General features: G+C 73.4%; 16 protein-coding genes. 8 read left to right on the forward strand and 8 right to left on the reverse strand.

Annotated elements, in window-relative coordinates; translation table 11 throughout:
• Window positions 1–56: 56 nt before the first annotated feature.
• Window positions 57–707 carry a DsbA family protein gene (locus ACH4K1_RS16455; protein WP_398090002.1) on the reverse strand — a complete coding sequence of 217 codons (651 nt, stop codon included), beginning with the start codon at window positions 705–707 and terminating at the stop codon, window positions 57–59.
• Between the two features lie 145 nt (window positions 708–852).
• Here ACH4K1_RS16455 and pepN (ACH4K1_RS16460) point away from each other — a divergent pair, with 145 nt between their 5' ends.
• The 4 genes from pepN (ACH4K1_RS16460) (at window position 853) to ACH4K1_RS16475 (ending at window position 9,846) form a co-directional block, all read left to right on the forward strand.
• Window positions 853–3,444 (forward strand): aminopeptidase N, encoded by a 2,592-nt coding sequence (gene pepN, locus ACH4K1_RS16460; protein WP_398090003.1) that lies wholly within the window; start codon window positions 853–855, stop codon window positions 3,442–3,444.
• 334 nt (window positions 3,445–3,778) lie between these two features.
• Window positions 3,779–4,840, forward strand: coding sequence for a hypothetical protein (locus ACH4K1_RS16465; protein ID WP_398090004.1), 1,062 nt, complete (start codon window positions 3,779–3,781; stop codon window positions 4,838–4,840).
• Between the two features lie 316 nt (window positions 4,841–5,156).
• A complete protein-coding gene (locus ACH4K1_RS16470) occupies window positions 5,157–8,465 on the forward strand; it encodes a S8 family serine peptidase (protein WP_398090005.1) in 3,309 nt (1,102 codons plus the stop codon).
• 352 nt (window positions 8,466–8,817) lie between these two features.
• Window positions 8,818–9,846 carry an aspartate-semialdehyde dehydrogenase gene (locus tag ACH4K1_RS16475; protein ID WP_398090006.1) on the forward strand — a complete coding sequence of 343 codons (1,029 nt, stop codon included), beginning with the start codon at window positions 8,818–8,820 and terminating at the stop codon, window positions 9,844–9,846.
• Window positions 9,847–9,922: 76 nt separating this feature from the next.
• On the opposite strand, the gene ACH4K1_RS16480 is transcribed toward ACH4K1_RS16475, so the two are convergent.
• Window positions 9,923–10,426: a DUF1203 domain-containing protein gene (locus tag ACH4K1_RS16480; RefSeq protein WP_398090007.1), complete on the reverse strand. Its 504-nt coding sequence runs from the start codon at window positions 10,424–10,426 to the stop codon at window positions 9,923–9,925.
• A gap of 125 nt (window positions 10,427–10,551) precedes the next feature.
• Between ACH4K1_RS16480 and pepN (ACH4K1_RS16485) the strand changes: the two genes are divergently transcribed.
• Window positions 10,552–13,128 (forward strand): aminopeptidase N, encoded by a 2,577-nt coding sequence (pepN, locus tag ACH4K1_RS16485; RefSeq protein ID WP_398090008.1) that lies wholly within the window; start codon window positions 10,552–10,554, stop codon window positions 13,126–13,128.
• Between the two features lie 149 nt (window positions 13,129–13,277).
• Window positions 13,278–13,826 carry a hypothetical protein gene (locus ACH4K1_RS16490; RefSeq protein ID WP_398090009.1) on the forward strand — a complete coding sequence of 183 codons (549 nt, stop codon included), beginning with the start codon at window positions 13,278–13,280 and terminating at the stop codon, window positions 13,824–13,826.
• A gap of 88 nt (window positions 13,827–13,914) precedes the next feature.
• Here ACH4K1_RS16490 and alc read toward each other — a convergent pair whose 3' ends face one another.
• The 5 genes from alc to ACH4K1_RS16515 form a co-directional block, all read right to left on the reverse strand.
• Entirely contained in the window at window positions 13,915–15,069 is a 1,155-nt protein-coding gene (alc, locus tag ACH4K1_RS16495; RefSeq protein WP_398090010.1) for an allantoicase, read from the reverse strand.
• A 65-nt stretch (window positions 15,070–15,134) separates the two neighbouring features.
• On the reverse strand, window positions 15,135–16,043 hold the full coding sequence (locus tag ACH4K1_RS16500; protein WP_398090011.1) for a LysR family transcriptional regulator: 909 nt from the start codon (window positions 16,041–16,043) through the stop codon (window positions 15,135–15,137).
• A 190-nt stretch (window positions 16,044–16,233) separates the two neighbouring features.
• Complete coding sequence (locus tag ACH4K1_RS16505) at window positions 16,234–16,446, reverse strand: hypothetical protein (RefSeq protein ID WP_079190446.1); 213 nt, start codon at window positions 16,444–16,446, stop codon at window positions 16,234–16,236.
• Between the two features lie 38 nt (window positions 16,447–16,484).
• The gene (gene malQ, locus ACH4K1_RS16510) at window positions 16,485–18,806 is read right to left on the reverse strand and encodes a 4-alpha-glucanotransferase (protein WP_398090012.1); all 2,322 of its coding nucleotides are present in this window, start codon (window positions 18,804–18,806) and stop codon (window positions 16,485–16,487) included.
• Window positions 18,807–19,118 (reverse strand): hypothetical protein, encoded by a 312-nt coding sequence (locus ACH4K1_RS16515; protein ID WP_398090013.1) that lies wholly within the window; start codon window positions 19,116–19,118, stop codon window positions 18,807–18,809.
• A gap of 344 nt (window positions 19,119–19,462) precedes the next feature.
• Here ACH4K1_RS16515 and ACH4K1_RS16520 point away from each other — a divergent pair, with 344 nt between their 5' ends.
• The gene (locus ACH4K1_RS16520) at window positions 19,463–22,453 is read left to right on the forward strand and encodes a beta-N-acetylglucosaminidase domain-containing protein (protein ID WP_398090054.1); all 2,991 of its coding nucleotides are present in this window, start codon (window positions 19,463–19,465) and stop codon (window positions 22,451–22,453) included.
• 86 nt (window positions 22,454–22,539) lie between these two features.
• Here ACH4K1_RS16520 and ACH4K1_RS16525 read toward each other — a convergent pair whose 3' ends face one another.
• Window positions 22,540–23,076 carry an HNH endonuclease gene (locus ACH4K1_RS16525; protein WP_228991214.1) on the reverse strand — a complete coding sequence of 179 codons (537 nt, stop codon included), beginning with the start codon at window positions 23,074–23,076 and terminating at the stop codon, window positions 22,540–22,542.
• A gap of 314 nt (window positions 23,077–23,390) precedes the next feature.
• On the opposite strand from ACH4K1_RS16525, the gene ACH4K1_RS16530 reads away from it, so the two are divergent.
• The gene (locus ACH4K1_RS16530; protein WP_398090014.1) at window positions 23,391–24,458 is read left to right on the forward strand and encodes a mechanosensitive ion channel family protein; all 1,068 of its coding nucleotides are present in this window, start codon (window positions 23,391–23,393) and stop codon (window positions 24,456–24,458) included.
• Window positions 24,459–24,561: the final 103 nt, after the last annotated feature.

The following is a 24,561-nucleotide window of genomic DNA, read 5'->3' on the forward strand; positions in this document are numbered from 1 at the left end:
CCGGGGGCCGGGGGCGGCTCGTGGGGCGGTGACGCGTACGCGGTCACCCGCCGGCGTCAGTCGAAGACCGGGCCCTGCGTCCGGGTCCGCTTGATCTCGTAGAAACCCGGGATGGAGGCGACGAGCAGCGTGCCGTCCCAGAGCTTCGCGGCCTCCTCGCCCTTGGGCGCGGGGGTGACGACCGGGCCGAAGAAGGCGATCTGCTCCCCGTCCGCCCCGGGAACGGCGATGACCGGGGTGCCGACGTCCTGGCCCACCTTCTCGATGCCCTCCCGGTGGGAGGCGCGCAGTTCGGCGTCGTACCGGTCGGAGTCGGCGTACTCCGCGAGCTCGGCGGGCAGGCCGACGTCCTTCAGCGCGGCGGCCACGGCCTCCGGGGTGGGGCCCTCGCCGTTGTTGTGGAAGCGGGTGCCGAGCGCGGTGTAGAGGGGGCCGACGACGGCGTCCCCGTGGAGCTGCTGGGCGGCGATGACGACCCGGACCGGGCCCCACGCCTGGTTCTCCAGCATGTCCCGGTACTCCTCCGGCAGCTCGTCCAGCCTGTCCTCGTTCAGGACGGCCAGGCTCATCACGTGCCAGCGGACCGCCACGTCGCGGACCTTCTCCACCTCCAGCATCCAGCGCGAAGTCATCCACGCCCAGGGGCAGAGGGGGTCGAACCAGAAGTCGACCGGGGTCGTGCCGTTCGCCGGAGTGTTCTCGGGCATGTCTCTCCTCGGAAGAACGCGGTACACCTGCGGGCGAGAACGCCTCCGGGGGGCGGGCCATTCCCCGCATGCCGCCGCTCGGGGACGCATGCAAGGATCAATGGGTTCGAACACGACACATGACGCGCGTCACGAAGGAGTGCCCGTGCCCGGTGAAAACCTGTCCCGCGACGAGGCCCAGAAGAGGGCCGAGCTGCTGACCGTCGACGGATACGAGGTCGAACTCGACCTGCGGTCCGCCGTCGGCGAGCCCGACGGGGGCGAGGAGGAGGCCGGTCCGCGGACCTTCCGTTCGCTGACCACGATCCGGTTCCGCTCGGCCCGTGCGGGCGCCTCCACCTTCGCCGACCTGGTGGCCCCGGCCGTGGACGCGGTGACCCTGAACGGGACGGCTCTCGACCCGGCCGTCGTGTTCGACGGAACGCGGGTGGCGTTGGACGGGCTCGTCGAGGGCGAGAACGTGCTCGTGGTCGACGCCCGCTGCGCGTACAGCCGGACCGGTGAGGGCATGCACCGCTTCGTCGACCCGGAGGACGGCGAGGTCTACCTCTACACGCAGTACGAGCCGGCCGACGCCCGCCGCGTCTTCGCCAATTTCGAACAGCCCGACCTCAAGGCGCCCTTCCGGTTCCAGGTCACCGCCCCCGAGGGCTGGCACGTCTGGTCCAACGGGGCCGAGGAGTCCCGCGAGGGCGAGGTCTGGCGGTTCGCGGAGACGAAGCCGATCTCCACGTACATCACGGCCGTCGTCGCCGGTCCGTACCACTACGTGCGGGACTACTACAGCCGTACGTTCGACGACGGCACCACGCTGGAGATCCCGCTCGGCGCGATGTGCCGCAAGGGGCTCGCCCGGCACTTCGACGCGGACGACGTCTTCCTGGTCACCAAGCAGGGCCTGGACTTCTTCCACGACCACTTCGACTACCCGTACCCCTTCGGCAAGTACGACCAGGCCTTCGTGCCGGAGTACAACCTGGGAGCGATGGAGAACCCCGGACTCGTCACGTTCCGGGAGGAGCTGATCTTCCGCGGCAAGGTCACCTCGGCGGCCTACGAGCGGCGGGCCAACGTCATCCTGCACGAGATGGCGCACATGTGGTTCGGCGACCTGGTCACCATGGAGTGGTGGGACGACCTGTGGCTGAAGGAGTCCTTCGCGGACTTCATGGGCTCCTTCTCGATGGTCGAGGCGACCCGCTTCACCAACGGGTGGATCACCTTCGCCAACAACCGCAAGGCGTGGGCCTACCGCGCCGACCAGCTGCCCTCCACACACCCGATCACGGCCGACATCCGTGACCTGGAGGACGCCAAGCTGAACTTCGACGGGATCACGTACGCCAAGGGCGCGTCCGTGCTGAAGCAGCTGGTGGCGTACGTGGGGCGCGACGCGTTCCTCGAGGGCGCCCGGCGCTACTTCAAGCAGCACGCGTACGGCAACACCCGCCTGGGCGACCTGCTGTCGGTGCTCGCCGAGACCTCGGGCCGGGACATGACCGCCTGGTCGCGCTCCTGGCTCCAGACGGCGGGCGTCAACGTGCTCACCCCCGTGCCCGCGTACGACGCGGACGGTGTGCTCACCGAGCTGGCCGTCGTCCAGGAGGCCGCCGCCTCCCACCCGGAGCTGCGCCCGCACCGGGTCGCGGTCGGCCTGTACCGGCGTACGCCGGAGGGCGAGCTGACGCGGTACGCGCGCGCCGAGGTGGACGTGGCCGGCGAGCGGACCGTGGTGGAGGAGCTGGCCGGCTCCGAGCGGCCCGATCTGATCCTGGTCAACGACGACGACCTGACGTACTGCAAGGTCCGCTTCGACGAGGGGTCGCTGGCCACGCTCCGGGACCACCTGGGCGACATCACCGACCCGCTGGCCCGCGCTCTGTGCTGGTCGGCCCTGTGGAACCTGACCCGGGACGCGGTTCTGCCGGCCCGCGACTTCGTCGCGCTGGTGCTGGCGTTCGCCGGGCGGGAGAGCGACATCGGCGTCCTGCAGATGCTGCACGCCTGGACGCAGTCCGCGCTGGTCCACTACGCGGCGCCGGAGTGGCGCGAGGAGGGCGGCCGGGCGGCTGCCGAGGGTGCGCTGCGCGAGCTGCGGGCCGCCGAGCCGGGCAGCCAGCACCAGCTGACGTGGGCCCGCTTCTTCGCTGCGGTCGCCTCGTCCGAGGAGGACTTCCGGCTGCTGGGCGGGCTGCTGGAGGGCACGGCGAAGATCGACGGTCTCGACGTCGACCAGGAGCTGCGCTGGGCCTTCCTCTCGCCGCTCGCCTCGCACGGGGCGGCGGACGAGGCGGCGATCGACGCCGAGCTGGCCCGCGACGACACGGCGTCCGGCAAGCGCCACCACGTACGGTGCCTGGCCTCGCGTCCCTCGGAGGCGGTCAAGGCGCAGGCGTGGGCGGCCGTGGTGGAGTCGGACAAGCTGTCCAACGCGCTGGTCGAGGCGACGATCAACGGCTTCGAGCAGCCTTCGCAGCGGGAGCTCCTCGCCCCGTACGCACCGCGCTACTTCGAGGTGATCGAGCGGATCTGGGCGGAGCGGTCCATCCAGATCGGCATGCACGTGGTGAAGGGGATGTTCCCCGGGCTCCAGGACGGTCCCGGGACGCTGGCGGCGACCGACGCCTGGCTGGAGGAGCACGCGGACGCGGCCCCGGCGCTGCGGCGGCTGGTGCTGGAGGCCCGCGACGACCTCGCGCGGGCGCTGCGCGGCCAGGAGCGCGACCGCACCGCGTGAGCGGGCGGGGGCCCTGCGCGGGGCGTCACCGAGGACGTCCCCGCGCGGGCCGGGGCGGAGCCCGCGCCACCACGCGGCGTCACCGCGCGGGGCCGCCGAGAGGCATCGCCGGGCGGGGGCGTGAACAGCGTGTACAAGGGGCGCTCGGGCAAGGCGTGCGCGCGGCGCGAAAGCGGCGCTCGCACATCTGTCCGTAGCGCCCCTCCCCCGATTCCCGGCGCGACGGCGCATTTCGATTGCCGAACGTCCGTGCATGAGGACGGTGTTGTCCGGGATTGTCGACGGGCGTGTAACAGGGGTTAGGACCCCCTCCGGGGGCGGGAAACCACGGAGCATGACCCAGAACACCCCGCTCCCCTCCCGCCTCCCCCTCCACCCCGAGGACGTCACGCTCCGTGTCCTGTCCGCCGCCCAGCTGCGGGCGCGCGGGGTGTCCGCCGCACAGACGTCCGCCCAGTGCCTGCCCGGCGGTCCCTGGCAGCAGATCCTGCCGGGGGTCTACCTGCTGCACCCGGGACCGCCCACCGGTCGGGAGCGGCTGCACGGGGCGCTGCTGTACGCGGGCCGTCCGCCGGCCTCCGCGCGGCGCGCGCCCGCCGACCCGCCGGAGACGGGGTGCGGGTACGGCGAGGCGATGGTCACCGGGGTCGCCGCCCTGGCGCTGCACGGCTTCGCCGCGGCGGGGCCCCTCGGGGCGCTGCACCGGATCGACGTACTGGTCCCGCGCACCCGGCGGCTGCGGTCCACCCGCTTCGTGGAGGTGCTGCGGACCGCCGTGATGCCGCGCGCGGTACGGGTGGGCGAGGTGCCCGTCGCACCGGTGGAGCGGGCCCTGGCGGACGCGGTGGCGGGCACGGCGGAGGCGGCCGGCGTCCGGCGGCTGCTGGTCGAGGCGGTGCGCGAGGGGCACTGCGAGCCGGCGGCCGTGGTACGGGAGCTGAGTGAGGCGAAGCTGCTGGGGCGGCCCGCCGTGGTGGGCGCGGTGGACGCGCTGCTGGCCGAGGGGCGGGCGGCGGCGGAGGCCCGGCTCTACGCGATGGTGCGGGAGCACGGGCTGCCGGATCCGGTGTGGAACGTGGAGTTGCGCCTGCCGGGCGGGCCCCGGCTCGGCGCGGTCGACGCCTACTGGCCGGATCACGCCGTCGCGGTGGAGCTGGACGCGCGGGCGCCCCGGTACGGCGTGCCGGAGCGGAGGGGCCGGGCGGAGGACGACCCGCAGTGGGCCGCGTACGCCGCGAAGCGGGAGCAATTGGAACGGCTCGGCGTCACGGTCGTCCACCTCACGCCGAGGAAGCTGCGCGAGGCGGCGGACCAGCAGGCGACGGTGGTGCGGACGGCGCTGATGGCGGCGGCGGACCGGGAGCCGGCCGCGTACGTGATGGCACTGCCGCGCTGAGCAGGGCGGCAGCCCGGAAGGGCGGGCCCGGCGGCCGGTCCGGGAGGCGGGGCGCGGAGGGGATCGGGCGACGCGCGGTCCCCCGGTTCGGCGCCGCGCGCAGGCCCGGGCGGGGAAGAAGGGGGCAACGCCCGCCCCGGGGGTCACCCGCGTACCGTTTGACCTCGTTCCTCCCTCGTGGCGCAGCACGCACTCTGGCGGATCTCTGCCATGTCCCTGACTCGTCTCCGTCAACTCTCCACAAACCCCTGTCATTTACGACAGGCTGAGCGGTCATCCGGTACCGAATTCCGGACTCTCTCTTTCAATTACAGGGATGCTGATGACCAAGGAATCCCCCAGCTCCATACCCGGGGCGAGACGAGCAGCTCGTATCGCGGCCGCGGCCGGACTGGCGGCCGCGCTGGCCGCGTCCGGCGCCGCGCCGGCCCTCGCCGCCGACGACCCGGCTCCGGCCCCCGTCAAACCGGCCGCCACGAGCGACCGCGGCGACAAGCTCGGCAAGGCCGACGCCGATGTCCTGGCGAAGGCCGAGGCCAAGGGCGAGAAGAACGTCACCATGATGGTCGCCACCGCCCCCGGGGCGACCGAGCAGGTCAGCAAGCAGCTGGACGCCGTCGAGGGGTCCGTGCTCGGCCAGACCTACGACAAGCTCGGCTACGTGCGCGCGACGGTCCCGACGAAGAGCGCCGAGGCCACCATCAAGGCGGCCTCGAAGCTCTCCTCCGTCCTCGGCATCGACCTCAAGCAGGAGGTCAAGCTGGACGACCCGACGCCCGCGGGCGACCGGGCGGCCGGGGCGAAGCAGCCGAAGGCCACCGGCAGTTACCCGGCGCCGGACCGGAAGACTCCGGCGAAGAACCCGTACAACCCGTCGTTCGAGACGGGCGCGGTCGACTTCGTCGAGAAGCACCCCGAGGCGGACGGCCGCGGGATCACCATCGGCATCCTGGACTCCGGCGTCGACCTCGGCCACCCGGCCCTGAAGAAGACCACCACCGGCGAGCGCAAGATCGTCGACTGGGTGACCGCCACCGACCCGGTGAGCGACGGCGACGGCACCTGGCTCCGGATGTCCGACACCGTCACCGGTCCCACGTTCACCTCCGGCGGGAAGACCTACTCGGCCCCGGCGGGCAGCTACCGGTTCGCCACGTTCGCCGAGTCGGCCACCACCGGCGGCGACATGGCGGGCGACCTCAACCGCGACGGTGACACCACCGACACCTGGGGCGTGCTGTACGACGCGGTCACCGGCACCACGCGGGTCGACCTGAACGGCAACGCGGACTTCTCCGACGACACGGTCCTCAAGCCGTACAAGGACAAGTTCCAGGTCTCCTACTTCGGTGAGGACGACCCGCGGACGCCGGTCGTCGAGCGCATCCCGTTCGTCGTCGAGACCCGTAAGAACGTGGTCTACAACGCGGCCGGCGCGAAGGCCGACTTCGTCAACATCGGTGTCATCGAGGGCTCGCACGGCACGCACGTCGCGGGCATCACCGCGGCCAACGGCCTGTTCGGCGGCGAGATGAACGGCGCCGCCCCCGGCGCCAAGCTCGTCTCCTCGCGCGCCTGCACCTGGTCCGGCGGCTGCACCAACATCGCGCTGACCGAGGGCATGATCGACCTCGTCGTCAACCGCGGCGTCCACATCGTCAACATGTCGATCGGCGGCCTGCCGCCGCTGAACGACGGCAACAACGCCCGCGCCGAGCTGTACAAGCGCCTCGTGGACATCTACGGCGTGCAGCTGGTCATCTCGGCCGGCAACAGCGGCCCGGGCCTCAACACCATCGGCGACCCGGCACTCGCCGACCACGTGATCTCGGTCGGCGCGTCGATCTCCAAGGAGACGTGGGCGGCCAACTACGGCTCCAACGTCACCAAGAAGTACGACATGCTGCCCTTCTCCTCGCGCGGTCCGCGTGAGGACGGCGGCTTCACGCCGATCCTCTCGGCGCCGGGCGCGGCCATCAACACCACCCAGACCTGGGCTCCGGGCGGGCCGGTCAAGGAGGCGGGTTACGACCTGCCGGCCGGCTACTCCATGCTCCAGGGCACCTCGATGGCCTCCCCGCAGGCCGCGGGCGCCGCGGCGCTGCTGCTGTCGAAGGCGAAGCAGCAGGGCGTCGAGCTCCCCCCGGCGGACCTGCGCACGGCGCTGACCAGCACCGCCGGCCACATCGAGGACGTGCCCGCGCACGTCCAGGGCTCCGGTCTCATCAACGTCGTCAAGGCGTGGAAGCAGATCGCCAAGCAGGGCAAGCCCGCGCACGAGTTCTCGGTGAAGGCCCCGGTCGACACCGCAATCGACTTCGCGCTCAAGGACCCGGGCTTCGGCACCGGCCTCTACGACCGCGAGGGCGGCCTCAAGGTCGGCCAGAGCAAGGTCTACGACGTCGTCGTCACCCGGACCACCGGCCCGGACCGCGACGTCCAGCACAAGCTGGCGTGGAAGAACAACGACGGCACCTTCGAGCTGAGCAGCCCGCAGTACGTCTCGCTGCCGCTCGACACGCCGGTCAAGGTCAAGGTCAGGGCCAAGGCGAAGACCGCCGGGGTGCACAGCGCCATCCTCCAGGTCGACGACAAGAAGACCTCCGGCGTCGACCACCAGATCATGACCACGGTCGTCATCGCCCAGGAGCTGCAGCAGCCCGGTTACGCCTACAAGGCGTCCGGCTCGGTCCAGCGCAACGGCACCACGTCGTACTTCGTCAACGTGCCGGAGGGCGCGAAGACCCTGGAGGTCGCCCTCAGCGCGCTGCGCTCGGGCAGCCAGACCCGGTTCGTCGCCCTGCACCCGTACGGGACGCCGGTCGACCCGACCTCCACGGTCAACTGCTACCCGAACTACGAGAACCCGGCCAACACCTGCCGTCCGGACGCGCGCTCCTACAAGGACCCGCAGCCCGGCGTCTGGGAGATCGAGGTCGAGTCGCGCCGTACGTCGCCGCTGCTGGACAACCCGTACAAGCTGGACGTCTCGCTGCTCGGCGTGGAGTTCGACCCGGCGGTGCGCACCATCGCCGAGGCGAAGATCGGCGCGCCGGCCGCGGTCGACTGGAAGGTCACCAACAAGGCCGCCGCCCTCCAGGGCAAGCTCCAGGGCGGTTCGCTGGGCTCCGCCAAGGTGGCCAAGCCGTCGATCTCCACGGGGCAGACCCGGGAGACCACGGTGACCATCGGTGCGGGCGTCGAGAAGCTCGACTTCGCCATCGGCGGCACGTCGGACGCCAACGCCGACCTCGACCTGTACGTCTTCCGGGGCGCCACCCAGGTCGGCAGCGGCACCACCGCTGGCTCCGAGGAGGCGGTCAGCCTGGTGAAGCCCGCCGCGGGCACGTACACCGTCGTGGTCGACGGTTACTCGGTCCCGTCCGGGTCCACCACGTACGACTACCGCGACGTGTACTACGCGGCGTCGCTCGGCACGATCAAGGTCGACTCCGCCAAGACGGTGAACCTGGCCAACGGCGCGTCCGCCCAGGTCGGCGCCGAGGTCGTGGTCGCCGGGGCGGCCCCCGAGGGCCGTCAGTTCTTCGGTGAGGTCCGGCTGGTCAACGCGCGCGGCACCGCCGCGGGCACCGGCAGCGTCGTGATCGAGAAGGTCACTCCGTAACGGATCACCGCTGTACGACGGCGGGGCGGGCGCTCATGGCGAGCACCCGCCCCGCCGTGCGTGTTCCTCGTCACAGGCCGTGGCGGCCGCCGCAGATCTTTCCCCCCGTACGGGCGGCCGGCGCGGAATTCGCGGTCCTCGCGCGAGGAGTCCGCAGGTCGGACAATGGATTGGACAAGGCGGGGCAGGACATACGCATCATGGTGCGGCGAACGGCCCGTACAGCAGCACGGCCGGGCAGCCGTCCGCGGCCGGGCCGCACCGAGGCACGGGCCGGGCAGCCGCCCCCCACGCAGAACATCCATGCAGAACATCCGTGCAGAACAGATCCGTGCAGAACAGAGGAGTCCCCGTGAAGGTCGGAATCGTCGGCGCCACCGGTCAGGTCGGCACAGTCATGCTCAGGATCCTGGCCGACCGGGACTTCCCGGTCGACGAGCTGCGGCTGTTCGCCTCCGCCCGGTCCGCGGGCTCCACGATCGACTTCAAGGGCTCCCCCGTCACCGTCGAGGACGCCTCCGCGGCCGACTACACGGGCCTGGACATCGTGCTGTTCTCGGCCGGCGGCGCGACCTCGAAGGCGCTGGCCGAGAAGGTCGCCTCCCAGGGCGCCGTGGTGATCGACAACTCCTCCGCCTGGCGCAAGGACCCCGAGGTCCCCCTCGTCGTCTCCGAGGTCAACCCGCACGCGGCGAAGGTCCGCCCCAAGGGCATCATCGCCAACCCGAACTGCACGACGATGGCCGCGATGCCCGTGCTGCGCCCGCTGCACGAGGAGGCCGGCCTCGAAGCGCTGACCGTCGCCACCTACCAGGCCGTCTCCGGCTCCGGACTCGCCGGGGTCGCCGAGCTGCACGGACAGGCGGCCAAGGTCGTCGCCGACGCGGAGAAGCTGACCCACGACGGCGGGGCGGTGGACTTCCCCGAGCCGGAGGTCTACAAGCGCCCGATCGCCTTCAACGTGCTGCCGCTGGCCGGTTCGATCGTGGACGACGGGTCGTTCGAGACGGACGAGGAGCAGAAGCTCCGCAACGAGTCCCGCAAGATCCTGGAGATCCCGGAGCTGAAGGTCTCCGGCACCTGCGTCCGGGTTCCGGTCTTCTCCGGCCACTCGCTCCAGATCAACGCCCGCTTCGCCCGCCCGATCGGCGTCGAGCGCGCCTACGAGCTGCTGAAGGACGCCGAGGGCGTCGAGCTCTCCGAGATCCCGACGCCGCTCCAGGCGGCCGGCAAGGACGCCAGTTACGTCGGCCGTATCCGGGTCGACGAGACGGTGGACCACGGCCTCGCCCTGTTCGTCTCCAGCGACAACCTCCGCAAGGGCGCCGCGCTGAACGCGGTGCAGATCGCGGAGCTGGTGGCGGCCGAGCTGAAGGGCTGACCGCAGCCGTACGCCGCGTACGCCGAAGGGGCGGCCACCGGAGTGCGCCGGCGGCCGCCCCTTCCGCATGTCCGCCTCATCGGGGCCGCCGCACCTCGAAGTGGAAGCACCCGTACTCCACGGCCCGCACGTGCGCCACCACCACCTCCGGGTCCGCGAACGCCTCGTCCAGGGCCGCGTCGAACCCCTTCTCCGGTTCGTCCGGGAGCTCCAGGAGCCGGCCGCCGACGATGTGGCCCCGCGCGTCGTAGCGGCGGACCGTGCGCAGCGCCCCCGCGCGGGCGAAGGGGTACCCGGCGCGCTCCGGGTCCGGGCCCGCGCACGGCTCGGCGTGGATGAAGACGGGGCCCTGCTCGTCGTACGCCCCCGGGTCCGCCCCGGTCGCGGCGGCCCAGCGGCGCAACGGGGCGTAGGAGACGAGGGCGATGCGCTCCCCCGGCTCGCAACCGCGCAGGCAGCAGCGCAGGGGATGGCCGCCTTCGGCCGCCGGGTACGGGCGGCAGGGGCGGCCCGCGTCGTCGGCGGTTCGGAGATCGGCGAGGGCGGCGGGGCCGATGGGGCGGGGCTGGTATCCGGTCATGGTGCGAGCCTGGCCCCCGGAGCCGTCCGCGTCCGGCGGAAAACGGACATCGCGCTGGGAGCACGTCACGTGGAAGGATGGCCGGAAACGCCGCATATCAAGTCGCACACCTAGGAGATGACCGCGTGCCTGGCACGAATCTGACCCGCGAAGAGGCACAGGAGCGGGCGCGCCTGCTGACCGTGGACGCGTACGAGATCGATCTCGACCTCTCCGGAGCGCAGGAGGGCGGCACCTACCGGTCCGTGACCACCGTGCGCTTCGACTGCGCGGAGGCGGGGGCGGAGTCCTTCATCGACCTGGTCGCCCCGGCCGTCCACGAGGTCGTGCTGAACGGCGAGGCCCTCGACGCGGCCGCCGTCTTCCACGACTCCCGGATCGCGCTGCCCGGCCTGCGCGAGGGCGCCAACGAGCTGAAGGTCGTCGCGGACTGCGCGTACACCAACACCGGCGAGGGGCTGCACCGCTTCGTCGACCCGGTCGACGAGCAGGCCTACCTGTACACCCAGTTCGAGGTCCCGGACGCCCGCCGGGTGTTCGCCTCGTTCGAGCAGCCGGATCTGAAGGCGACCTTCCGGTTCACCGTGAAGGCTCCCTCCGGCTGGACGGTCATCTCGAACTCGCCGACGCCCGAGCCGAAGGACGACGTCTGGTCGTTCGAGCCGACGCCGCGCATCTCCACGTACATCACGGCCCTCATCGCCGGCCCGTACCACGCGGTGCACAGCACGTACGAGAAGGACGGCCAGTCCGTCCCGCTCGGCATCTACTGCCGTCCCTCCCTCGCGGAGTACCTGGACGCGGACGAGATCTTCGCCGTGACCCGGCAGGGCTTCGAGTGGTTCCAGGAGAAGTTCGACTACGCGTACCCGTTCGCCAAGTACGACCAGCTCTTCGTCCCGGAGTTCAACGCGGGCGCGATGGAGAACGCGGGCGCGGTCACCATCCGCGACCAGTACGTCTTCCGCTCCAAGGTGACGGACGCGGCGTACGAGGTGCGGGCCGAGACGATCCTGCACGAGCTGGCCCACATGTGGTTCGGCGACCTCGTGACGATGGAGTGGTGGAACGACCTCTGGCTGAACGAGTCGTTCGCCACCTACACCTCGATCGCCTGCCAGGCCGACGCGGCGGGCTCGAAGTGGCCGCACTCGTGGACCACGTTCGCCAACTCCATGAAGACCTGGGCGTACCGGCAGGACCAGCTGCCCTCCACGCACCCGATCATGGCGGACATCAGCGACCTGGACGACGTCCTCGTCAACTTCGACGGCATCACGTACGCCAAGGGCGCCTCGGTGCTCAAGCAGCTCGTGGCGTACGTCGGCAAGGACGCCTTCTTCCAGGGCGTGCAGGCGTACTTCAAGGCGCACGCCTTCGGCAACACCCGCCTCTCCGACCTGCTGGGCGCGCTGGAGAAGACCTCCGGCCGCGACCTGAGGACCTGGTCGAAGGCGTGGCTGGAGACGGCCGGCATCAACGTCCTGCGGCCGGAGATCGAGACCGACGGGGACGGGCGGATCACCTCCTTCACCGTGCTCCAGGAGGCCCCCGCGCTGCCCGCCGGGGCGAAGGGCGAGCCGACGCTGCGCCCGCACCGCATCGCCATCGGGGCCTACGACCTCGGCGCGGACGGCAAGCTCGTGCGCACCGACCGGATCGAGCTGGACGTCGACGGCGAGCGCACCGACGTGCCGGCCCTGGTGGGCCGGGCCCGCCCGGCCGTCCTCCTGCTCAACGACGACGACCTGTCGTACGCGAAGGTCCGCCTCGACGAGGAGTCGCTGCGGGTCGTCACCGAGCACCTGGGCGACTTCACCGAGTCGCTGCCGCGCGCCCTGTGCTGGGCCTCGGCCTGGGACATGACGCGCGACGGCGAGCTGGCGACCCGCGACTACCTGGCGCTGGTGCTCTCCGGCATCGGCAAGGAGTCGGACATCGGCGTCGTCCAGTCCCTGCACCGCCAGGTGAAGACGGCGCTCGACCTGTACGCGGCCCCGGAGACCCGTGAGGGCGCGCTCAACCAGTGGACCGACGCGACGCTGGCGCACCTGCGCGCGTCGGAGCCGGGCAGCGACCACCAGCTCGCCTGGGCCCGCGCCTTCGCGGCCACCGCCCGCAACCCGCAGCAGCTGGACCTGCTCCAGTCGCTGCTGGACGGCACCGAGACGATCGAGGGCCTGGCCGTCGACACCGAGCTGCGGTGGGCGTTCGTGCAGCGGCTGGCGGCGGCCGGGCTGCTGGACGAGGAGGAGATCGCCGCCGAGTACGAGCGGGACAGGACGGCGGCGGGCGAGCGCCACGCGGCCTCGGCGCGGGCGGCCCAGCCGACCGAGGCGGCCAAGGCGGAGGCGTGGGCCTCGGTCGTGGAGTCCGACAAGCTGCCGAACTCGCTCCAGGAAGCGGTCATCGGCGGCTTCGTCCAGACGGACCAGCGTGAGCTGCTGGCCCCGTACACGGAGAAGTTCTTCGCCGCGGTGAAGGACGTCTGGGACTCGCGCAGCCACGAGATGGCCCAGCAGATCGCGGTGGGCCTCTACCCGGCCCTCCAGGTCTCGCAGGAGACGCTGGACGCCACCGACGCCTGGCTGGCCTCGGCGGAGCCGAGCGCGGCGCTGCGCCGGCTGGTGTCGGAGTCGCGCTCCGGTGTGGAGCGGGCGCTGAAGGCCCAGGCGGCGGACGCGGCGGCGGCCACCGCGTAGTCGTCCGCGCGGTTCCGGGGCGCCCTCTCCGCATCGGCGGTGGGGGCGCCTTCGCGCGTTCGGCCCCGTCCGCGCGCGATGCGGTCTCCCGTGGCCTACGGTCCGAAGGGTCGTCGCAGTTCTCGGAGGCGGACCACGGGAGGGTTCGGATGCCCGGCATCGTCGCTGTGCCGGTCGCGCTGGCCCTGTGCGCGGGCCTGCTGGCGGGCCCCGCCGCGCCCTCCGGCGCCGCAGGGGAGAGCGCCCGCCCGGACTGCCGGGCCGGCCCGGCGGGCTGCTACGGCCTCTACACGTACGGCTACAGCCTGGGTCTGCACCCGTTCACCGAGCCGGACGCCGTACGGAGGCAGCTCACCGACCATTTCTGGCTGTTCCCGGTCAGCGGCGGGTGCGCGGGACGCATCTCGGCCGGGGCGCGGTGCGAGCTGCTGGGCGGCAATCCGGTGGAGGTGGAGGCCGTCGGGGACGACTTCTTCCAGATCAACACGTTGCCGGGGCATCAGCTGGGCCGGGGCATGCACATCCGCTTCGCGTTCTCCCGGACCTTCGGCTTCCACTCCATGACGGTACGGGCCTGGCAGGACCGGCCCTCCGACTGCACGGGAGGGGTCCTCTGCAGCGCGGTGAACCGGGCGTTCGCCCGGGCCACCTGGTGGGTGCTGGCGAGGACGCTGTGGTGGAGCGCGTACGCCGCCTGAGCCCCGCGGGCCCTGGTTGGAAGCCGCCCGGCGGACGGGCGCCGACGCGCAGCCGTCCGCCGGGCGGAGCTGGGGGGCCGGACACGCCCTAAGCGCCGGACTCCTCGTAGCGGCGGGTCAGCTCGGCCGCGCCGGACTCGGTGAGCGAGCCGTGCAGCCGCATCCGGGCCACACCGCCGTCGGGGAAGGCGTCGAGGCGGACGTGGGTGACGACGGCCTGGGCGCGCAGCACGAAGCGGTGGAGGGTGTCGGGCTGGAGGCGGGTGCGCGGGATGATCTCGAACCACTCGCCGGTGTCGCCGTTGCGGCCGTGGAGGGCGATCCAGCCGGCGGAGTTGCCCTTGAGGTAGGCGGTGTCGATCTCGACCGCGCGGACCGCGCCCTGGGCGGGGAGGCGGAAGCGGACCCAGTCGTTGGTGTCGCGGACCCTGCGGCGGCGGTTCTCCCAGCCGTCGTCCATCTTGCGGGAGGTGCCCGGCAGGATGATCTGGGTGGGCGAGGAGTAGAAGCGGTCGGAAGCGTCCTCGTAACGGCCGCCGTTGAGCACCGAGATGAGATCGACGGTGCCGAGCGCGGCGAGCCAGGCCGGGTCGGGGACGACCTCGCCGTGCACGCGGAACCGGGCGATGCCGCCGTCGGGGTGCTGGCAGAGGCGCAGGTGGGTGTAGCGGCGGCCGCCGGTGATCTCGAAGGCGTTGGCGGCGTGGCCGCGCACGGGGGTGGGCGGCAGGATCTCCTCCCACTTCACGTCGTCGGCGAGCAGCTGCTCGGGGCCCGGTGCGCCTTCGACGGAGGCGGCCTGCACCGATACGCGCTGCGGGTAGTTGCCGCGGAAGTGGGCGGTGTCCACGATCAGGCCGCGGACGATGCCGGGGGCGCCGAGGCGGACGATGGCCCAGTCGTGGTCCTCGGGGGCCGGGAAGGGGCGGTCGGCGTCCGCGCCGCGACGGCGGCGGGTCTCCCAGCCGTCCATGATCTTGCCCTTGTGTCCGAACCGCTCGGGGTCGAACACGGCGCGTTCGCGGATCAGCAGGTTCTCGCGCTCGGCGAAGAACTCGTCGTTGGCGGCGATCACGCCCGCGCCGAGGCGGCGGTCCGCGAGGTCGACCAGCTCGGTGAAGGGGAGGTCCCCGGCCTCCCGGTAGTCGGCGTAGGGGTCGCCGCCGCCGTAGGGCGCGGCGTCGTTGGCACGGGGGTCGGTGTCGGGGTCCTGGTAGGCGGTCTCGCTCGCGTCGAAGGTCATGCCGGCCACTTTCACGCCCCCGGACCCATCAGGTCCATCGAAAGTTTCCGCACATACGGTTCAGCTCAGCTGAACGAACGGGCGGTCTCGGTGAGCGCCGCGAGGACCCGGGCCGCGGCGGGGCCGCTCTCCGCCCCGTGGCGGAGAGCGGCGATCACGTGGCGGCGCGGCCGGTCCGCCTCCAGCACCCGCATCACCACGTCCTCCCGGCGTTCCCGGGCGGCCATCCGGGGGACCAGCGCGACGCCCATCCCGGCCTCGACCAGGGCGAGGATCGCGGTCCACCCGGCGGCGCTGTGGGCCTGCTCGGGGACGAAGCCCGCCGCCTCGCAGGCGGCGGTGGTGATCTCGGACCAGGGGCCGGAGCCCCCGAAGATCCAGCGGTCGGCGGCCAGGTCCGCCAGACGCAGCGCGGGCGCGTGGGCCAGCGGGTGGTCGGCGGGGAGCGCCACGTCCAGCGGGTCCGCGAGCAGCGGGAAGAGGCTGAAGCGGGGGTCGCGGGCGGTCGGCGCGTGGGCGGCCAGCGAGAGCGCCAGGTCCACCTCCCCCGCCGTGAGCAGGTCGTACGCCTGGGCCGCCTCGGCCTCCCGGACGCGTATGTCGGGTCCGGGGCGGCCCTGGGCGCGCAGCAACCGGACGGCGGGGACGACGAGGGCGGGCACGGCGGTGGAGAACGCGGCGACCCTGACCTCGCCGGCCTCGCCGCGCAGATAGCCGGTCAGTTCGGCCTCCGCCCGCTCCAACTGGGCGAAGACCGCTTCGGCGTGGCGCAGGACGAGGTGGGCGGCGTCGGTGAGGCGGACCCGGCGGCCCTGGGCCTCCAGGAGGTCCACACCGAGCTGTCTGGCCAGGTTGGTGAGCTGCTGGGAGACGGCGGAGGGGGTCATCAGCAGCGCTTCGGCGGTCGCCGTCACCGTGCCCCGGTCGCGCAGCGTGCGCAGGATGCGGAGCTTCTTGACGTCCCACTCGGTCATGGGCGCAACCTACCGGCCCCCGCCGCGCGGGGGCGTGCGCGGACCGGGCGAAGACGTCCGGGGCGTACGCGCCGGAGCTCGGGGCGGGCGCGCCGGAGCTCGGGGCGGGCGCGCCGGGGCCGCACGCGCGGGTGCGCCGCCGGTGGTTGCCACCGGCGGCGCACCCTGCGAGCGTGTCGGCCCGGGCGGGTCAGACCTGCTTCTTGGACTTGTCCAGGACCATGACCAGGGCCGTGATCACCACGAACAGGCCGATGGGCGCGACCACGTAGAGGCCGAGGGTCTCCATCACGCTCAGGCGCGGAGCCGGGTCGTCACCGTCGTCGGGCGTGAGCGCGAGCGCCGGGTTCGACATGAGCAGCATCATCAGCGTCGTCCCGGCCGCAACGACGCCGGCGCGCATAGCGTTCTTCTTGTCCACGGTGCCAACGTAGCGAACGCCTAGGGGCGGCGCTCGCCCGGGGGTGCCGTATGGGGCTTTCGGGGCCTCATGACCTCCATCAGCGCGTGCAGCCGGGGCGAGGCGGTGATCTCCTCCAGGGTGACCGGGTGCCCCTCGGCGTCCGCGATGGGGAGCCGCCAGTTCGGGTACTGGTCCCAGGTGCCGGGCAGGTTCTGCGGGCGGCGGTCGCCCACGGTGTCGGGGAGCCAGACGCCGGTCATCAGGGCGGGGGTGCGCAGCAGGAAGCGGTGGACGGCCCGGACGGCGGCCTCCTCGTCGCCGTCGCCCTCGGGGAGCATCCGCAGCCGGGCGAGGAGGGCCAGCCACTCGGCGGTGTCGGTGACGTCCTCGGTCAGCTCCTCCTCCAGGGAGCGGGTGAGCAGGCCGAGGCGGTGGCGCAGCGTCACATGGTCGCCGGTCAGCCGGGCGGCGGTGGAGGGCAGATCGTGGGTGGTCGCGGTGGCCAGGCAGGCGCGACGCCACTTCTCCGGCGCGATCGGCCGCCCGTCGCCCTCCCAGTCCCGCTCGAACCAGAGCACCGAGGTGCCGAGCACCCCGCGCCGGGCGAGGGCCTCGCGGACCCCGGGCTCGACGGTGCCCAGGTCCTCCCCGACGACGACGGCGCCGGCCCGGTGGGCCTCCAGGACGAGGACGGCGAGCATCGCCTCGGCGTCGTACGCGACATAGGCGCCGTCCGTGGGCGGCCGGCCTTCGGGCACCCACCAGAGCCGGAAGAGGCCCATGACGTGGTCGATGCGCAGGGCCCCGGCGTGGGCGAGCTGCGCACGGAGCAGCCCCCGGTAGGCGGCGTAACCGGTGGCGGCGAGGGTGTCGGGGCGCCAGGGCGGCAGCCCCCAGTCCTGGCCGCGCGCGTTGAAGGCGTCGGGCGGTGCGCCGACGGACATGCCGCGGGCGAAGGCGTCCTGCTGGGCCCAGGTGTCGGCGCCGGACGGGTGCACGCCGACGGCCAGGTCGTGGACGACGCCGACGCCCATTCCCGCGTCCTCGGCGGCCCGTTGGGCGTCGGCGAGCTGGCCGGCGGTCAGCCAGGCGAGGCGACTGTGGAAGTCGACCCGGTCCAGCAGGTCGGTCCGGGCCCGGGCGGTGCCCGGGGAGCGGGGGTCGCGCAGCGCCTCGGGCCAGCTCTGCCAGTCGGGGCCGTGCACCTCCGCGAGGGCGCACCACAGGGCGTGGTCCTCCAGCGCCTGCCCCTGTTCGGCCAGGAAGTCGCAGTAGTCGGCCCGGCGGCCGGGGCTCAGGGGCACCTGGACGACCAGCTCCAGGGCCTGGCGCTTCAGCTCCCAGACGGCGTCCCGGTCGATCAGGGCGCCCTTGTTCAGCACGGCTTCGCTGAGCGCGGCGGCGTCCTGCCGGAGGTCGTCCAGGATGGCCCGGTCGCGGACGTGCCCGTACTCCGGGACCGACTCGACGCGCAGGTGCACCGGGTCGGGGAAGCGGCGGGAGGAGGGGCGGTACGGGGAGGGGTCGGTGGGGCGGCCGGGGACGGCGGCGTGCAAGGGGTTGACCTGGACGAACCCGGAGCCCAGGGTGCGCCCCGCCCAGGCGGCGAGGTCCGCCAGGTCGCCCAGGTCGCCCATGCCCCATGAGCGGGCGGAGAGCAGGGAGTAGAGCTGGACGAGGAAGCCGTGGGTGCGCTCGGCCGGCTGCGGGACGCGGGCCGGGGCGGCGATGAGGGTGGCGGAGGCCCGGCGGTGGTCCGGCGTACGGACGTGGATGCGGTGGACGCCGTACGGCGGCGGGATCCACCAGGCGGGGGTGGAGCCTCCTTCCGCCGCGCTCTCTCCCGCCGGTGCGGAGCCTTCTGCCCCCGCTCCCGCGGGCGCGGCGTCGTGCGGTCCGTCCGCCGGGGGCGCCACGGGGCGGGCTCGGGCCGCCGCGGCGGGGGCCGGGGACGTCGTGGAGGGGCCCGGGGCCGCCGGGGGCGGGGACGCCGCGGGGGCGGCCGGGGCGGGGGCCGCCGCCCGGGAGCGCATGCTCAGCGGGGCGAGCGAGCGGCCCGGGGGGTGCCCCGGGAGGTCGGCCGCCTCCGGCTCGACCGTCACGGTCGAGCCGGAGGGCAGACCGGCCAGAGCGGCCGGCAGGGGCTCGCCGGCCCAGGCCACCAGGGTCGGCGGCAGCAGGCGCGAGCCGGACTCCGCGGCGGCGAGGCTCCTCCGTACGTCCTCCGGGGTGCCGGCGTCGACGCCCAGCGCGGCGAGCACGGCGACGACCGTGTCGTCGGGGACGGACACCGTGACGTCCGGCGACGGGGAGTAGGAGGTGGCGACACCGTGCAGTGCGGCGAGCCGGGACAAGCCCATTCAGACTCCTGGGAACTCCAGGCCCCCTGCGGTGCCGGGTGCGGTCGGCTCGCTGGTCAGAGGGGCGACGGCGGCGAGCGGAGGCTCGCTCGTGAGAGGGGTGGCGTCGGCGAGCGGGGGCTCGCTGGTCAGCGGCGCGGAATCGGAGAACGAGGGGGCGCCGAGCAGGAGGGAGACGTCGGCGAGCGGCGGGCCGCTGATCAGGTGCCGGACGTCGGAGAGGGGGAGTTCACTGGTCAGCGGGGCGGGTTCGGTCTGGGCGGGTACCTGTTTGGAGAGGGCGGAGAGCAGGAGCTGCGCGGCGGCGGGCATGGTGGCCTCCTGGCCATGGAGAACAGGACACAGCAAGCCCTACCCAAGCCACGCCGTGGCAGACGTGGACGTGATGTAGGCGTTACGACCAACGAGCCCAACGTGCTCCAGGTCACATTCCGTTCCCCTGAACGGCAGGTATGGGTCGTTTTAGGCCACCCCCGGCCGCCTCATCCGCTCCAGGGAACCCGAAGTCATCGCCATTTCCGGCAAAAGCCGTAGAACGGCCATGCGCATTGACACCCTCGCGCCCGGGTGGTGGGCTCGGAGCCCTCCCGGCGTCGATCGGCGGGGGCACCTACGAACGTCGACCGGCAGTGGATACGTACGAAGGGGAGCGCGACGTGCGGTTCGGGCGCAGAAGGCAGGCGACGGCCGTCGCCGCCGCCGTGATCGGCGGTCTCCTCGGTTCCGTCGCGATCGCCCCGGCCGCGACGGCGGCCCCCGCCGCCCCGGCGGAGCCGGCCAGGCCCTTCGCCGACCGCGCCGACCACGCCCCGCCGCCGGCCGTGTGGCCCCGCCCGCAGAGCATGAAGACCACCGGACCCGCCGTGGGACTGGGCTCCGAGGCCACCCTCGTCGCCGCACCCGACGCCGACCCGTACGCCGTGGAGCAGGCCCGCACACTGCTGCGCGGGGCGGGGGTGCGGACCCTGCACGAGAGCCTGCCGGGCCGCGGCCCCGTCGTCCGCCTCGGCGGCGCGGGGGCCGGGGCGGCGCTGCGGGCGCTGCGCGCCCCCGACCGGGGCGACCTGCCCTCCGGCGGCTACCGGATCGCGGTCGGCGAGGTCGCCGGACGGGCCACCGTGGCACTGGACGGGCACGGCGCGGACGGCCTCTTCCACGCCGTCCAGACCCTGCGTCAACTGGTCGCCGGGGGCGCGGTGGCGGGCGTGACGGTCCGGGACTGGCCGGGAACCGCCGTACGCGGCATGGCCGAGGGCTTCTACGGGCAGCCGTGGACGCGCGAGGAGCGGCTCGACCAGATCTCCTTCATGGGGCGCACCAAGCAGAACCGCTACCTCTACGCGGCGGGCGACGACCCCTACCGGCTGGCGCGCTGGCGCGAGCCCTACCCGGTGGGCGAGCGGGCCGGGTTCCGGGCGCTGGCCGAGCGGGCGCGCGCCGAGCACGTCACGCTGGGCTGGGCCGTCTCCCCGGGTCAGGCGATGTGCATGGCCTCGGACCAGGACGTGCGGGCGCTGACGAAGAAGGTCGACGCGATGTGGGCGCTGGGCGTCCGGGTCTTCCAGCTCCAGTTCCAGGACGTCAGCTACAGCGAGTGGCACTGCGACCTGGACACGGAGACCTTCGGCGACGGCCCGAAGGCCGCCGCCCGCGCGCAGGCCCGGGTCGCGGGGGCCCTCTCCCGGCATCTGGAGGAGCGGTATCCGGGGGCGGCCCCGCTGTCGGTGCTGCCGACGGAGTTCTACCAGGACGGGGCCACGGACTACCGCACCGCGCTGGCGGCCGAGCTGGACGACCGGGTCCAGGTGGCCTGGACCGGGGTCGGGGTGGTGCCCGAGAAGATCACCGGGAGGGAGCTGGCCGGGGCCCGCGCCGCGTTCCGCCATCCGCTGGTGACGATGGACAACTACCCGGTCAACGACTACGCCCAGGACCGCGTCTTCCTCGGCCCGTACACCGGCCGGGAACCGGCGGTGGCGAGCGGTTCGGCGGCGCTGCTGGCCAACGCGATGGAGCAGGCCGCCGCCTCCCGGATCCCTCTGTTCACCGCCGCCGACTTCGCCTGGAACCCGAGGGCGTACGACCCCGGCGCGTCCTGGCGGGCGGCCGTCGAGGAGCTGGCGGGCGGGGACGCCGCCGCGCGGGACGCGTTGCTGGCCCTGGCCGGAAACAGCGCGGGCTCGGTGCTCGGCGCGAAGGAGTCCGCCTACCTCCGGCCCCTGTTCGACGCGTTCTGGGGCTCCCGCGCCGACGCCTCCCGCCGCGACCGGGCGGCGGGCGAGCTGCGGGCGGCGTTCTCCGTGATGCGACAGGCCCCGGACCGGCTGAAGACCCCCGCCGGGGGCCGGCTCGCCGGCGAGGTGCGCCCCTGGACGGAGCAGCTGGCCCGCTACGGCCGGGCGGGCGAGCTGGCCGTCGATCTGCTCCAGGCCCAGGCCGTCGGCGACGGGGCCGCCGCCTGGCGCGCCCAGCTGGCCCTGGAACCGCTGCGCGAGGAGATCGAGGCGGGCCGGGCCACGGTCGGCGAGGGCGTGCTGGACCCCTTCCTGGACCGGGTGGCGAAGGTGGCCGCCGGATGGAACGGCGCCGACCGCGCCTCGGGCCGGGTCGTCAAGGACGCCCACAGCCATACGGTCCTGCTGGACGCCCCCCGCCCGGTGGAGGCCGTCACGGCGCTCGCCGAGCCCGGGGCCGCCCTCGCCGACGCCGTCGTGGAGGCCCGGGTGCCCGGCGAGGGGTGGCGGACCCTCGGGAAGCTCTCGCCCAGCGGCTTCACCCAGACCGCCGCGAAGGGGCTGCGCGCGGACGCCGTACGGGTGTCGGCGCCCCGGGCCCCGCGAGCCGCCCGGCCCCCGTACCTGAGCCAGGACCTGCCCGCCGCCCCCGCCGTCGTCCCGGGCCCCCCGCGGCTGCGCGCCCTGGTGCCGTGGTTCGGGGACGAACCGGCCGCCACCCTCCACCTGAAGCACGGCGAGACGGACGCGGAGATCGGCGGCGGCCCCCAGCGGGTCGCGGCGCGGCTGGCCGGCCGACGCCCGGCCGAGGTCAAGGGCAAGCTCACCGCGAAGGCGCCGAAGGGCATCGAGGTGCGGGTTCCGAAGCAGACGACCGTGCCGCGCGGCTCCCGTACGGAGGTGCCCGTGGACATCACCGTCCCGGCGGACACCCCGGTGGGCGAGTACGAGGTGCCGCTGGCCTTCGGCGGCCAGGAGTCCACGCTGACCGTACGGGCCTTCCCGCGGACGGACGGCCCGGATCTGGTGCGTACCGCCAAGGCGTCCTCGTCCGGCGACGAGACCCCGGACTTCCCCGCGTCGGGGGCCGCCGACGGCGACCCGGAGACCCGGTGGTCCTCGCCGGTGGAGGACGGTGCGTGGTGGCAGGCGGAGCTGCCGGAGCCGGTGCGCCTGGGCCAGGTGGTGCTGAGGTGGCAGGACGCGTACGCGGCCCGCTACCGCGTTCAGGTCTCCGCCGACGGCCGTACCTGGCGCACCGCCGCGACCGTGGCGGAGAGCCGGGGCGGGCGCGAGGCGGTCCGGATGGACGAGAAGGACACCCGGTTCATCCGGGTGCAGGGCGAGCGCCGGGCGACGCGGTACGGCTACTCGCTCTGGTCGGTGGAGGCGTACGCGGTCGCGGACGACTGAGCCCCGTACGTGGCCCGGTACGGGCGCGTGGCGCTCCGGCGCGAGCGCCCGTACGGCAAGCCTCCGCAAACGCGCGGGGCCCGGACTCAGGCGGAAACGCCGTCGATCCGGGCCATCGCGTCGTCCGCGCCGAACGGCTGCAGGTACGGCAGCCAGCGCGGGTCGCGGTGTCCGGTCCCGATGATCCGCCAGGCCAGGCCGGTCGGCGGAGCGGGCTGGTGGCGCAGTCGCCAGCCCAGCTCGGGCAGGTGGCGGTCGGCCTTGACGTGGTTGCAGCGGCGGCAGGCCGCCACCACGTTGTCCCAGGCGTGCTGTCCGCCCCGGCTGCGCGGGATGACGTGGTCGACGCTGGTGGCGGCGGCCCCGCAGTACATGCAGCGTCCGCCGTCCCGGGCGAACAGCGCCCGCCGCGTCAGGGGCACCGGCCCCCGGTAGGGGATGCGGACGAAGCGCTTGAGGCGGACCACGCTGGGGGCGGGCACGGCCCGGGTGGCGCTGTGCAGGAAGGAGCCGGACTCCTCCAGACAGACGGCCTTGTTCTCCAGGACGAGGACGAGTGCGCGGCGGAGCGGTACGACGCCGAGGGGCTCGTACGACGCGTTGAGAACCAGGACGTGCGGCACGGTGGATGCCTCCTTGTACGCCGGCGGCGCGTGGCTCGCGCCGGGACGATCCGATCTCAGTCTCTCCTCATGCCTGGTCGGAGCGCCACCACGTACGGGTAACGGGCCGGGAGGATTTTTCTCACTCCGGGCCCCGCGCACCGCCCGCCGACGCCGGACAGGTGTTTCACCTGGACGGCCGTCCGCGATGTGCAATCGACCACAGCACGGGTGTTCCCGGTGAGACCCGTCTCTCCTCTCCGTACGGCAACGATCCACTCCCCCGGCTTCGTTACTGTTACTGACCAGCCGTCGTCCCCCTGGAGGTCCCCATCGTGTCCTTGTCCGCCCTCTTGGCCGCAGCCCCGTCTCCCGAGCCGGTCGGCTCGTTGGGCGAAGCCGCCGAACAGGCCGGGAACGCCGCGGGCTGGGTCGAGGAGAACTGGTCCACCTGGCTGAGCACCGGTTTGCGCATCCTGCTGATCGTCGCCGTCGCGATCACCCTGCGTTATCTGATCCGGCGTGCCCTGACCAACCTGATCGACCGGATGAACCGCAGCGCCCAGGCCGTGGAAGGCACGGCGCTGGGCGGGCTGCTGGTGAACGCGGAGCGCAGACGCCAGCGCTCGGAGGCCATCGGATCGGTGCTGCGCTCGGTGGCGTCGTTCCTGATCATGGGCACGGCGGCGCTGATGGTGCTGGGCGCCTTCAAGATCAACCTGGCCCCGCTGCTCGCCTCGGCCGGTGTCGCCGGTGTGGCGCTCGGCTTCGGCGCCCGCAACCTGGTCACCGACTTCCTCTCCGGCGTCTTCATGATCCTGGAGGACCAGTACGGGGTGGGCGACACGGTCGACGCGGGGGTGGCCTCCGGCGAGGTCATCGAGGTCGGGCTGCGCGTCACCAAGCTGCGCGGCGACAACGGCGAGATCTGGTACGTCCGCAACGGCGAGGTGAAGCGGATCGGCAACCTCAGCCAGGGCTGGTCCACGGCCGGGGTCGACGTCACGGTGCGCCCGACCGAGGACCTGGAGCAGGTCCGCAAGGCGATCACCGCGGCCGCCGAGACGATGTCCAAGGAAGAGCCCTGGTCGGAGCGGCTGTGGGGCCCGGTGGAGGTGCTCGGCCTGGACGCGGTCCTGCTGGACTCGATGACGGTCCGGGTGACCGCGAAGACGATGCCGGGCAAGTCGATCGGCGTGGAGCGCGAACTGCGTTGGCGGATCAAGCGGGCGCTGGACGAGGCGGGCATCCGCATGATCGGCCCGGCCCCGCTCGCCACGGACGGCGAGTCCACGGCGGACCCGACGGCGGCGATGGCGGCCCCCTCCGCGTACGCCTCGGCGACCTCCCCCCAGTCCCTGGCGACGAACCCGATACCGCCGCCGACGAACCTGAACAAGTAGCGGCCGGGGGGGGGGGGGGGGGGGGGCCCCCCCCGGCCCCCCCGGGGGCCCCCCGCCCGGGGGGGGGGGGGGGGGGGGGGCGGGGGGGGGGGGCGGGGGGCGT

This window comes from Streptomyces sp. NPDC017448 (assembly GCF_044330565.1).
GTDB lineage: Bacteria > Actinomycetota > Actinomycetes > Streptomycetales > Streptomycetaceae > Streptomyces.